Origin of the sequence: Dyadobacter sp. CY327 (genome assembly GCF_021390415.1) — a bacterium.
Lineage (GTDB): Bacteria > Bacteroidota > Bacteroidia > Cytophagales > Spirosomataceae > Dyadobacter > Dyadobacter chenhuakuii.
The window spans coordinates 149,673-162,914 of record NZ_JAJUXJ010000002.1; the positions used below are offsets into that span (position 1 = coordinate 149,673).

7 protein-coding genes are annotated in these 13,242 nt (G+C 48.4%); 4 read left to right on the forward strand and 3 right to left on the reverse strand.

Annotated features, from left to right (window positions below; all coding sequences use genetic code 11):
• Positions 1–87: 87 nt before the first annotated feature.
• The 4 genes from LZG74_RS10240 to LZG74_RS10255 all read left to right on the forward strand — a co-directional run bounded on the left by LZG74_RS10240 (position 88) and on the right by LZG74_RS10255 (position 7,145).
• Positions 88–1,266 (forward strand): efflux RND transporter periplasmic adaptor subunit, encoded by a 1,179-nt coding sequence (locus LZG74_RS10240; protein WP_233796484.1) that lies wholly within the window; start codon positions 88–90, stop codon positions 1,264–1,266.
• A 133-nt stretch (positions 1,267–1,399) separates the two neighbouring features.
• A complete protein-coding gene (locus tag LZG74_RS10245; RefSeq protein WP_233796485.1) occupies positions 1,400–4,561 on the forward strand; it encodes an efflux RND transporter permease subunit in 3,162 nt (1,053 codons plus the stop codon).
• Positions 4,562–4,608: 47 nt separating this feature from the next.
• Positions 4,609–6,033 (forward strand): efflux transporter outer membrane subunit, encoded by a 1,425-nt coding sequence (locus LZG74_RS10250; protein WP_233796486.1) that lies wholly within the window; start codon positions 4,609–4,611, stop codon positions 6,031–6,033.
• Positions 6,034–6,239: 206 nt separating this feature from the next.
• Positions 6,240–7,145, forward strand: a complete 906-nt coding sequence (locus LZG74_RS10255) for an NAD(P)/FAD-dependent oxidoreductase (RefSeq protein ID WP_233796487.1) — start codon at positions 6,240–6,242, stop codon at positions 7,143–7,145.
• Positions 7,146–7,263: 118 nt separating this feature from the next.
• Here LZG74_RS10255 and LZG74_RS10260 read toward each other — a convergent pair whose 3' ends face one another.
• Genes LZG74_RS10260 through LZG74_RS10270 form a run of 3 tightly spaced genes read right to left on the reverse strand, consistent with a single transcriptional unit; the run spans position 7,264 to position 13,061 of the window.
• The gene (locus tag LZG74_RS10260; RefSeq protein ID WP_233796488.1) at positions 7,264–7,953 is read right to left on the reverse strand and encodes a DUF3823 domain-containing protein; all 690 of its coding nucleotides are present in this window, start codon (positions 7,951–7,953) and stop codon (positions 7,264–7,266) included.
• 8 nt (positions 7,954–7,961) lie between these two features.
• Positions 7,962–9,845, reverse strand: a complete 1,884-nt coding sequence (locus tag LZG74_RS10265; RefSeq protein ID WP_233796489.1) for a RagB/SusD family nutrient uptake outer membrane protein — start codon at positions 9,843–9,845, stop codon at positions 7,962–7,964.
• Positions 9,846–9,857: 12 nt separating this feature from the next.
• Positions 9,858–13,061 carry a TonB-dependent receptor gene (locus LZG74_RS10270; protein ID WP_233796490.1) on the reverse strand — a complete coding sequence of 1,068 codons (3,204 nt, stop codon included), beginning with the start codon at positions 13,059–13,061 and terminating at the stop codon, positions 9,858–9,860.
• Positions 13,062–13,242: the final 181 nt, after the last annotated feature.

Genomic DNA, 13,242 nt, shown 5'->3' on the forward strand with positions numbered 1-13,242 from the left:
TGAAAATAAGCTAACACCGTTAGTTATAATAACCACACTATCTCTAAAAAAAGTCTATTTCCACCACAAAAAACAACCTTCATAGCCGTGAAAAAGGACCAATTAACCAAAACAAGGAAGCTTGCCTCAATTCTATTCTTAACTACAATGGCCGGCGCATTTTACAGCTGCGGCTCTTCCACAGCCAACGCACCGGCCGAAATGCCAGCTCAGTCGCTGCCCGTACTCACCGTAAGTGACCAGCAGGTTACAGCTTACAGGGAATTCACCGCATCCATAGAAGGAAGCCGGGATATCGAGATCCGCCCGCAAGTGGACGGTTACCTTGATAAAATCTCGGTCGACGAAGGTGCGTATGTACGAAAGGGTCAGACGCTCTTCCACATTGATGCACGCCCGTATACCGAGCAGCTGAACACCGCCAACGCAAGCCTGCAGTCTGCAAAAGCTGCTTTGGAAAGTGCAGCTATTAACGTGGATAAACTTACGCCGCTCGTAGCCAACAATGTGATTTCTGATGTGCAGTTAAAATCCGCAAAAGCAGCTTACGAAGCCGCCAGGGGCAATGTTGCCCAGGCGCAAGCCGCCGTGGATGCTGCCAAAATCAACATTGGGTACACGTCTATCAAAGCACCTGCCGATGGCTATATCGGCACGATTCCTTTTAAAACCGGAAGCCTTGTGGGCAAAGGAACCATGGAAGCGCTTACGGTGCTGTCCGAAACGAAGGACATTCACGTTTACTTTTCGATGAGTGAGCTCGATTTCCTTGAATTCAAAAACCAGTTTCCCGGCAACACCGTAGAGCAGAAAATCAAGCAAATCCCTGCTGTTGAGCTGCTTCTGGCCGATAATAGCGTGTATCCGCAGAAAGGAAAAGTTGAAGTTGTGGAGGGCCAGTTTGACAAAACCATGGGCGCTATTAACTTCAGGGCAACATTCCCGAACGTTAACGGGCTCTTGCGTTCAGGTAACACCGGACGTGTGCGGATTCCCAGAGAGCTTACCAGATCTGTCCTGATTCCGCAGGAAGCCACATTTGAGTTGCAAGACAAAGTGTTTGTTTACACGCTTCTGGATAGCAATAAAGTGGAAGGCCGACCGGTAACGGTTTCGGACAGAAGCGGTCGTTACTATCTGATTTCCAAAGGTTTGAAACCAGGCGAAAAGATCGTGTACAACGGTTTGGACAGGCTCAGGGACGGAATGGCCATTGCTCCTCAAAATATGTCGATGGACAGCCTGCTGCTAGCCAATCCTATATAACCTGATTTAACAAAAAAGTGGTCCCACCCGACGAATAGCGCCATAGCGAACCGATTGCTATGGACCGCTATCCGTGTGCAAAACAAAATTCACTCAACCATGCTCTGACACTCCGGAGCACAACAGCATACTTATGTTTCAGAAATTTATAGAAAGGCCTGTCCTTTCGACGGTTATCTCCATCCTTATATTACTATTAGGAGGTATCGCGCTGACGACATTGCCTATTACCAAATTCCCCGACATTGCCCCGCCAACTGTACAAGTAACGGCAGTTTACCCCGGCGCGAACGCCGAAGTCGTTGCCCGTGCGGTGGCGACACCGATTGAAGAAGCCGTGAATGGTGTTGAAAATATGACCTATATGACATCGTCGTCCAATAATGATGGCACGATGGCGCTGAATGTGTATTTCAAACAAGGCACAGATCCTGATATTGCGGCCGTGAACGTGCAGAACCGCGTATCCAAAGCGGTAAGCCAAATTCCCCAGGAAGTAGTCCAGGCGGGAATTTCGACGCAGAAGCAGCAGAACAGCATCATTATGTTTGTGGCTTTGTCCAGTGAAGACAGCACTTATGACGAGACGTTCTTATTAAATTATATCAAGATAAATCTGGTGCCTCAGCTGCAACGTATACCCGGTGTCGGACAGGCCCAGCCATTTGGAACGAGGGATTATTCCATGCGGATTTGGCTGAAACCCGACCGCCTTGCTGCCTACAAATTATCGCCCCAGGAAGTTACGAATGCCATTCGTGAGCAAAGCCTTGAAGCGGCGCCGGGCCGTTTGGGTGAGAGTACCAAGGAGGTTTTCGAATATGTATTAAAATACAAAGGAAAGCTAACGCAGAACACTGAATACGAGAACATTATTATCAAAGCCAACAGCGACGGTTCGGTAATCCGGTTGAAAGACCTGGCCCGGGTTGAGTTTGGTTCTTACACCTATTCATCCAATGGCAAGTTAAATGGCGATCCTTCATCCGGCGTAGCCGTTTTCCAGACTGCGGGAACAAACGCAAACGAGATCCTGATCCAGGCCGAAGCATTGCTGGCTGATTTCGAAAAAACGCTTCCTAAGGGTATGAAAACGACCATTATGTACAACTCCAAAGACTTTTTGGATGAGTCCATCGGTCAGGTGCGGACGACATTGATCGAGGCATTTATCCTGGTTTTCATCGTCGTATATATATTCCTGCAAGATTTCCGTTCGACATTGATCCCGGCCATTGCGGTGCCTGTGGCCATTGTAGGGACATTTTTCTTCATGCAGATTTTTGGTTTTACCATTAACTTCCTGACGCTGTTTGCATTGGTTCTTGCCATCGGGATTGTGGTCGATGATGCCATTGTCGTCGTCGAGGCCGTCCATTCCAAGATGGAGCTCACGCATATGGATGCCCGCCCTGCCACAAAAGAATCGATGAACGAGATCTCGGGCGCTATCATTTCCATCACATTGGTTATGGCGGCGGTTTTTGTTCCGGTTGGTTTTATGCAAGGTCCGGCGGGGGTTTTTTACCGGCAGTTTGCCTTCACGCTGGCCATAGCCATCCTAATATCAGCACTTAACGCCTTGACATTAAGCCCTGCATTATGTGCGTTGTTCTTAAAAAATCCGCATGCGAATCAGTCACAAAATGGACATTTAGTTCAAAAAGGCTTTTCTGCCAGGTTTTTCTCTGCTTTCAATACAGGTTTCCAGACGATGACGGACAAATATATCCGTAGCCTGCAATTCCTGGTAAAACGTAAATGGATCACCATCGTAGGCTTGCTGGTTATCACAGGCTCAACACTTTGGTTAACGCAAACAACCCCAACGGGTTTTATTCCGACAGAGGACCAGGGCTTTCTCTTATATGCGCTTAACACGCCTCCGGGAAGCTCGCTGGACCGTACGCAACGTGCAATGGCACAGGTTGATAGCATTGTAAAAGGCTCGCCGATTGCAGAGAACCGTTACATTGTGGAAGGGATGAACATTATCTCCAATTCCAATGCATCGCCATATGGTGTTGGTTTTATTAAGATGAAACCCCAGGCGGAACGCGGCGACGTGAAGAATTTTGATCAGATCGTGGCTATGATGTCGCAGAAAGTAAGGGCTGTGAATGATGCCAACGCGTTTTTCTTTACATTCCCGACCGTGGATGGTTTTGGTAATGTGAGTGGTTTTGAATTTATGCTGCAAGACCGCGGCAATGGTTCGCTGGAAAAGCTAAGCGCTACAACCAATAAGTTTCTGGCGGCCCTGATGCAGAAAAAAGAGATTGCATATGCCTTCACCACATTTGCGACTGCAAATCCGCAGTATATGCTGGAAGTTGATAATGCCAAAGCGAAGCAGCTGAATGTGCCTGTGAATGAGCTGTTGCAAACATTGCAAATCTATTATGGCAGCAGCTTTGTCTCGGATTTCAACCGTTTCGGTAAATATTACCGCGTGATGGCGCAGGCAGATGCCTCCTATCGGGCCAATCCTGCCTCTTTGAACAATATCCATGTTAAAAATACGGAGGGTGAAATGGTGCCTGCCAATCAGCTCGTGACATTAAAACGCGTTTTTGGACCGGAAACAGTTACGCGGAACAACCTGTACAATGCCGTGGCGATCAACGGAACACCAAAACCCGGGTATAGCACGGGTGATGCCATCCGCGCCGTGCAGGAAACAGCAGCGGAGGTTTTACCAAACAATTACCGCACCGAATGGACGGGTATGACAAGGGAAGAAATCAATGCAGGTTCACAGATCCTTTTGATCTTTGTTTTGAGCCTCGTGTTTGTTTATTTCTTGTTAGCGGCTCAGTATGAGAGCTATATCCTGCCTTTTGCGGTGATTTTCACGATTCCGCTGGGTGTTTTCGGAGTAATGCTTTTCATTAATTTATCGGGCATTGAAAACAACATTTATGTACAGGTCGGCTTGATCATGCTCATCGGTTTGCTCGCCAAAAATGCCATCCTGATCATTGAATATGCTGTGCAACGCCGTAAAGCGGGCATGACGATCGTTGAGTCGGCGATGGAAGCTTCGCGGTTGCGGTTAAGGCCTATCTTGATGACATCATTTGCCTTTATCGTCGGACTGATCCCCTTGATGAGAGCAACCGGGGGTTCAGCTTTGGGTAACCGTTCTATCGGAACAGGCGCGGTCGGCGGGATGTTGACGGGCGTGATATTCGGGATTTTTGTGATCCCGGTTCTGTATGTCATTTTTCAATATTTACAGGAGAAATTTGTCGGTAAGCCCAAAGAACTGCGCAGTGAAAGTGCAGCACATTGATCTGCCTTTTTGAAATACAAAACCGACTACCACAACAAAGAACCACAATGATGAAACCGAAATTTAAACAATTATATATCCCGCTTTCCCTGCTGGCAACGGTGCTGATCGCCTCCTGCAAAGTGAGCAAAGACTATCAGCGCCCGGAAGTCGCCCTGCCTACCCAGTATCGCAATGTCACTTTTGCCGACACGGCGACCATTGCGGACATGGAATGGAGAAAATTCTTCCCTGACACTACATTGCAAGGGCTTATCCAGCGCGGATTGTCCTATAACTACGACCTGCAACTGGCTTTGAAACGCATTGACGTGGCCGAGCAGCAGGTTAAACAGGCGAAATTTTTACAGATCCCAACACTGGATTTACAGATTACAGGCACCTACAACCGTCCTTCCAGCAACAGTTTGACCGGCCTTAGTGCAAGTAATTTTCTAAAATCGAAGCACATTGAAAACTATCTCGGCGCAGTGAACCTGAGCTGGGAAGCAGACATCTGGGGAAAGATCCGCAGGCAGCAGCAGGCTACATTAGGCCAGTATCTGCAAACCTATGAAGCAACAAAAGCCGTTCAAACCAAGCTTGTTGCGGACATTGCCAAGGGTTTCTTCAATCTTTTAATGCTGGACAAACAACTGGCAATTGCCAAAAGCAACCTGGAATTGAGCGATAATACTTTGCGCCTGACCCGTCTTTTGAAAGATGCAGGAGAGGTTACCTCGCTTTCTATCCAACAATCCGAAGCCCAGCGCGAGTCCATCGCCTTGCTTCTTCCACAACTGGAACAGGACATTGCGATTCAGGAAAATGCCTTGCAAATACTGACCGGACAAATGCCCAACAGCATTGCGCGCAACGTGCAACTCTCCGATTTCAATGCCACCGACAGCCTGGCAACCGGTGTGCCGGCAGGTGTTTTGAGCCGCCGTCCTGATGTCAGGGCTGCTGAAATGTCCGTTTTGGTGGCCAATGCGCAATTGGGTGTTGCACAGGCAAGTATGTATCCATCGCTCATCATTACGGCAGCCGGCGGGATCGAATCGTTCAAATCCAGCAACTGGTTCAACATTCCGGGGTCATTGTTTGGCCTGGCGGCAGGGACCATTGCGCGTCCTATTCTGGCAAGACGAGAGTTGAAAACCAATCTGGAAGTTGCCAAAATACAGCGCGAACAGTCGGTGATCCAGTTCCGTCAGTCGGTGCTGAATGCGGTGGGCGAGGTTTCTAATTCTTTGGTTCAAACCCAAAAATTAAAAGAGCAGGAAGCGATCGCCAATAATCAGGTAACTATTTTACAAGCAGCCATTACCAATGCGCAATTACTGTACAAAAGTGATATGGCCAATTATCTGGAAGTGATCACTGCACAGGGCAATGCTTTACAAGCTGAACTGAACCTCGCATTCATCCGCAGCCAGTCTCTCATTGCCCGGGTAGATCTTTACCGGAGCTTAGGCGGCGGTTGGAAATGAGTTTTTTATAATACTTTATTAGCCATGATTTAGTTGAATGCAGAAGCAAAAAGCCGGGGATCTTGATTGGTCTCCGGTTTTTTGCTTTATAAGAGAATTTAAACTTGCAACAACGTTGCATATAAGACAGCATTTCCTATCTTTACGTTATCATCGCACGGTCGATAAAAGCGGCTGAGCATTACATCTTTACAGCATTTAGCATCATGGAAAATACTGATTTTGAAGTAATTATTATTGGCGGAAGCTACGCCGGACTGTCGGCGGCAATGAGCCTGGGCAGGTCATTAAGAAAGACATTGGTTATCGACAGCGGCAAACCCTGCAATGTCCAAACGCCACATTCACACAACTTCCTGACACAAGACGGGCGGACGCCAGAAGACATCGCGCTATTGGGCAAAGAACAAGTTGCAAATTACCCGACCGTGCAATTTCACGATGGGCTGGCCGAAACCGGCCGCAAAACAGAAAATGGATTTGAGATAGCAACTGAAAACGGCGACACATTCACTGCCAAAAAACTGATTTTCGCCACAGGATTAAAAGATCAGATGCCAGACATTGCAGGTTATGCCGAATGCTGGGGAATATCGGTCATACATTGCCCCTACTGCCATGGTTATGAGGTAAAAAACGAAAAAACCGGCATCCTGGCCAATGGCGATGCAGGTTTTGAATACGCCAAACTGATCTCGAACTGGACCAAAGATCTCACCATTTTCACAAATGGCGCTTCCGAACTTACGCCTGAGCAAACTGAAAAAATTTCCACCCGCAACATCCGCATCGTCGACAAACCCATTGCGTCGCTAATCCATAAAAATGGACTCCTCGAAAAAATCGTTTTCAAAGACCAATCCGAGGAGCCCATCACCGCAATTTATTCACGCCCCGCATTCAAACAGCATTCCGCAATTCCCGAACAACTGGGCTGCGCATTAACGGAAACCGGCCTTTTGAAGCTGGAAACGTATCAGCAAACAAGCGTCCCGGGCATCTATGCAGCCGGAGACAATTCACACATGGCCCGGTCCGTAGCCCTGGCAGTATCCGCCGGCTCTATGGCCGGCGCACTGATCAATCGGGAGCTGATCGAGGAGGCGTTTTGATAACACTATGGCCCTGTCATGCTGAGCTACTAACCTTGTCATGCTGAGCGGAGTCGAAGCACGTTACCAAGGAGCAGCGTGCTTCGACTCCGCTCAGCATGACAGGGGTAGTAGCGCGTTACTTCAACATCACCTTCTGCGGCATGCCGAACAGCATCTCTCCTACTCCGGACGTCTTCACGCCTACTCTTGCATATACATACTCCCTTCCCGCTAGGGCGGGCGAGAGAGTTGCGGTTAGTGTTATGGGCTTGGAGATATCTTTGATGTTGGCGGCGACTTCCTGGGCGTTTCCGGCGTTGTTGTTTGGATCTACGATGCTGGTGGTGCCGATATACAAATTCACCCTTTCCAATGTCCGGGAGTTGTTGATTTGTTTCAGGTTGAATGTTACGGAAACCCTTCCCTCGCCTTTTGCATAATTTTCATTTTGAAAAACAAAGTAAGGCTGCACCGGAACATCCAGCTCTGCGCTCCCGTTCAGGGCAACGTCAATGGTATCCGTGTTGTCCACCCACGGGCCATTGCCGCGCAGCCGGACGAGTTTGTAATTACCATCAAATAAAGAGGCCGAGAACGTACCGTCCTGCCTCACATGCACAGGGATTTTGGTAAATAATTGATATCCCCGTTGCCAGAGTTCCAGCTGCACACCATTGGAGCGCAGCCCTATCGGCTGACCTTCGTACACAACCCGGCCCGTAAGCACGGATTTTGGCTCCACGCGGTTGTCTTTTTCGCAGGCACTAAGCAGCGCCGAGAGCGCCAGCACGGCCAGGAATTTAAAATGAATGTGATTCGCTTTCATATAATGGATCAATGAAATGGGTTCCTGACAATTTTGGGGTTATTATCGATCACGATCTGTTCAATGGACGAGTAGTAATTGCCCATCTGGAAGAATCGTGGCGCGCGGAAACGGGGCGCAACAAGTTTGTCGAACACGTATTTTCCGTGCGTTGCATGCCCTGGGCGCACAATGCGGTAGGGATATAAGGCATACATGACGGCATCGGGATTGGAAGCGTTCCCGTTCCAAAGCTCATGCGCAATGCGCCATCTTTTCAAGTCCCATACGCGATGGTCTTCGAAAGCCAGCTCGACGCGCCTTTCATTTTGCAAACGGGCTATGGTAAGGGCTTTAAGACTGTTTGCACCAAATCCCGCACGTTCGCGAACAAGGTTTACATATTTCAATGCATTGGCTGTTTTGCCTGTTTCCAGAGCCGCCTCTGCTGCGTTCAGGTAAATTTCACCCAGGCGATAACGTACCCACCACATGTCGCTGCGAATGCCGCGTGTGCTGGACATGGCGGTTTGATCCACATATTTTCTCAGATAAAAACCAGAGTTGGTAACCTCCGTCTGAGAGCGTTGCGGGCCCGATGAACCGGTTAGCAAGCCACCATCTTCATAAGTTGAGCCTAATGTGTTAGATTCTACATTTTGAAAGCTGTTCGTTGCGGCGCTCCAAACTTTTACCCCGGCCTGGATCTGCACAGGCGTGCCGCGGAAAGATGTTCCGGGATAAACCACCGTGCCGTACAAGCGGGCGTCTTTGTTGGCAAACACTTCTGCTACATTATTGTAGTAAATGTAATCTGTATTCCCTGCGTTACGTGTTTTCAGCTCGCCGGACGTGCCGTCCAGATATTCAAAGTCTTCAACAAGGTTCAGCGAAGGCGTTATCGACGAAGAAGACAGGTTGTCTTCGCGCACATTGCGGGCAATGTTGTCATATGTGAAACCATGTCGCTTGTCTTTGCTTACCAAAAAATCCTGTGCAAGAATGATCTCGGGGTTGGCGGATTTCTTGGTTACCGCATCGTAAAAGTTCTCACCCAGGTTTGGGTTTGTTTTGTAAAGCGAATATACGCCGCTGTTGATGATCTCCTCCGAAGCAGCCAGTGATTTAGCATAATAATCGGCCGCACGTGACGCCGGGATCCCTACTTCCCCGCCCGGCGTGGAAATGGGTGAAGCCATCAGGTTATTGTATTTTGCAATCGAACCGGCGTAGAGCATGGCGCGGCTTTTCAATGCCATAGCCGTGTATTTATTGGCACGCGTGTTGCTGCCGCCATTGCCCAGCTGGTCCTTGATCGCATCGAGTTCGGAAGCAATAAAGTCGTACACTTCCTCTTCTTTGGCGCGCGGCTGTTGCAGATATGAAGGATCACCATTGTAGTCGTATATCAACTGCTTGGTAACCAGCGGCACACCGCCCATTCTTTTCACCAGGTCAAAATAAACTTGTGCTCTCAGGAAACGAAGTTCGGCTGAAAACTGGATTTTCTGCTCATCCGTGAGCGAAGTGCCAAATTTTTCAATGTTTTCAAGGGCAAGATTAATGTCCCTTACCAACACGTAATCCCAAAGCCTCCATCGCTCGAATGCGTAAGTGACAATGTTGTTCCGTGCGTCATCATTGTTGGACCACATGGCCTCATCATATGCTGCAAAATCCTGCCAGCCTTCCTTATTGGGAATAGTAGCATCCGTTGTGGAACTGTGGTTAAGATCCGTGTGGTAAGGCAAACGGTCGTAATAGTTGGCCAGCAGGCCGGTTATCAGCTTGGGATCGTTCCATATCTGGTCTTCCAGGATAATGTTTTGCGGCTTTCTGTCCAGCCATTCCTCTGCACATCCCGACATGATCAGGACGAAGAAAGCGAGGATATATTTTGAAAATCGTTGCATAGCGGATTTGAATTAGAAATTGATACTAAAACCGGCATTAAACAATCGCTGCTGCGGATACACGAGCGCATTACCGGACGAAATCTCAGGATCGATCTCATATTTCTTGACATTATCGATCGAGAACAGATTGCTGGCATTCACATAAATGCGAAGGCCGCTGCTTCCCAGTTTTTTGAAAACTTTTTGATCAAAACTATAACCCAACTCAATGTTTCTGAGGCGTATATAGCGCACATTGGTGATCCAGAAATCACTTTTACGGAAATTCACATGGCTGGAATTGTCCTTTCTGATCGCAGGGTAAGTTCCGGGGATCCATTTGCTGTTGGGATCGAAAGGATCTTCGCGGTGCCAGCGGTCTTCGAGCATAAAATGCGGCGATGTCCCGTTGTTTTGGTAAGGGATTTTTAATTCAAAAGCACGCTGAAAACTTTGTAACGAGGCTCCGGCAAAATCGGCAAACAACGAAAAACCCTTGTAGGAAACGCTGCCATTAAGCGCAAAGCTCAGGTAAGGATTGGCGCCTTCTGCATAACCGATCGGGCGCTCGTCCAGGGTGTTAATGATCCCGTCACCATTGACGTCTTTGTAAATAAAATCCCCTGGAAGATGTGTGCGGTTGCCTTGTCCGTCATTGTCAATCAGGTGACTCTCAATTTGTTCCTGAGACTGAAACTGTCCTTCAACCTGGTAACCCCAGTTAATGTTGCCCCAGCGGTCTACGTACGAGTCGCGGTATTCATGGTAGGAGTTCCCGAAACGCGGTTTGTAGAAATCGAGGTCACGGCGGCGGGATAATGTTGCGTTGGCACTAACTGTGTAATCAATTTGACCTACTGCGCTTTTGTAGGTAAGCACCCCTTCAATTCCCCGGTGCGTATCGCTGTTCAGGTTTTCGTTGGGCAATGTATAGCCTACTTCTGATGGCAGCAGCACGTCATAACGGGCAGCAGGAAGTCCGTCTCTTTTTCTTTGGAAAATATCAACCTGACCATTCAATTTCCCGCCCAGCAGACCGAAGTCAATTCCGAGGTTGGTAGAAATGTTGGTGATCCAGGAAAGCGTCGTAATGGGCAACCCGCGCGGCCTTACGCCAATGTTGTATTGTCCATTGAAAATGGCGCTTCCCTGCAGGAAGTTATAGCCGGGCAAATAACTGAATGGCGATACGATGAACGGCTCATTGACAACAGTGGCGTTCCTGTCACTCCCCGTGCGACCATAAGAAGCGCGGATTTTCAGGCTGCTGAACACGTTTTCAAGCTTTCCCTTGAAGAAATTCTCCTCTGAGATCCGCCATCCCGCGGAAACGCCGGGAAAGAAACCGAACCTTTTTCCGGGTGCATATAGGAAAGAGCCATCGTAACGGCCCACCGCTTCAAGCAAATATTTTTGTTTAAAATTATAATTCACACGGCCAATGTATCCTGCGCGCGCTTCCGTACTCCACTCATCGATCAGCAAATCCTGATTCGCAAAAGACATCAATGGAATGTAATTGTTTGGCGGAACGGTGTGCACAACCAGGTAAGTGTTCACATTGTCCGATTGCTCGTAGGCTGCAACAGCGGAAAGCTCGTGATCGCCGAAGGTTTTGCTATAATTCAGCTGCAACTGTGCGAAGCGGTCCACAATGTTGCGTTTGCGACGCTCACGCCATGGATTCTGGTTTCCCCCACCCGCTACGACATTGTATTTGTCGGTGGCCTCATCATATTTATAAGCATCGTAAGTGTATTCAAAACCATCAAAATCGAAATTGTGGTATTGATATGAATACGTTCCCTTCACTTTCAGGCCGAATGCAAAATCGTATTCTGCATAAAAGTTGCCCTTCACCACGCGTGTGATCTCGTCAATATAACCCGTAATATCCCGCTTATAGGTAGCGGGGTTCACATTTACATTGTGAGTCTGGTTGATGTATTTCGGATTATCATTGGCATAAGGGCGTTCGGTTGGCCACATGGTAAATATGCTCAGGAAAGGGTTGAAATAATCGTCCAGCCCAGGCACACCCACCTGAAAACGGTCTTCGATACGGGCACTGATCTGCGCGCCGACTTTCAGCCTCTTGGTAATGCTCGACTCCACATTCGCCTGCACGTTGGTACGCTTAAAACTGTAATCTTTGATAAGGGCATCCTGGCTCAAATGACCCACAGAAAGGAAGTAGCTGATCTTTTCCGTGCCGCCGGATACATTGGCATTCAATGAATATTGCGGCACGTTAGGACGCATTACCATTTTGTAATAATCAAAACTCTGATAACCCTTTTCATTCCCTGCTTTCCATTTGGCAAGTTCCTCAGGCGTAATAGAAGGCGTACGACCCTGGTTCACGTCCGATTCCACAAGCCCCCGCATGTGCTGGTAAGCGCTCGCCGGCTTGGGGTAACGCGTAAAATTCTGCAAACCATAGTAACCCGAAATGTTGATCCGGGCGGGACCATCCCCTGCTTTTCCTCTTTTTGTCGTAACCAAAACAACCCCGTTCGCTGCACGGAGTCCATATACTGCGGCAGAAGCATCTTTAAGGATCGAAACACTTTCAATATCGTTCTGACCCAGGTTATTGAAGTTGGTCGCATCGGAGGGAATTCCGTCGATGACAAAAAGCGGGGTTCCCAGGTTCCGGATCTGGATAGTGGTCGCAGCACCCGGACGGGCATCTGCTTTTCGGGCAGTAATCCCCTGAACGCGGCCCACCAGCGCATCAGAAGTACCAACCGATGGCGTACGGATGAGGTCTTTGGCCTGAATGTTGCTCACCGCGCCCGTTACCGCCGCCGAAGATTGCGTGCCATATCCTACCACCACAACTTCTGTAAGCTCCTCGCTGCTAGGCAGTAATGTAATGTTAAATGCAGATTGATTGCCAATGGCTACATCTTGCGATGTGTATCCTATGAAAGAAAAGGTCAGCGTCTGAGCCGCATCTTCAACCACCAGTGTAAAGCTTCCGTCGGTGCCAGTGGTCGTTCCCCGGCTGGTCCCTTTGATAATGACGCTTACGCCAGGCAACGGCGTATTTTTTTCATCAATAACCTTCCCGGTCAGGGTTTTATCAATGCGCCTGTGCGGACTGTTTGCTGCCGCTACGGGTGCGGGTGCAGCTTGTAAAATGCCCGGAGAATGCATTATCCCTGCTACCGTGACGGCACAAAGAAGCCTGCAAAGTCCCGGGAGGGGATTTTGTCTAAATGGGTTCATAAAATTGAGTTTAGCTTAAAGGTGAGTAATGAAAACCAGGATTAATGTTTCATAGGGGAATATTAGTTCGTGATGATACTACAAGTTTCAATCGGTTTCTACAATACAATTTTAACACAATATAATACCAAATACATTTCAGGATTTGATTAGTATTGACTGTATTTTGATGTGTTTTATA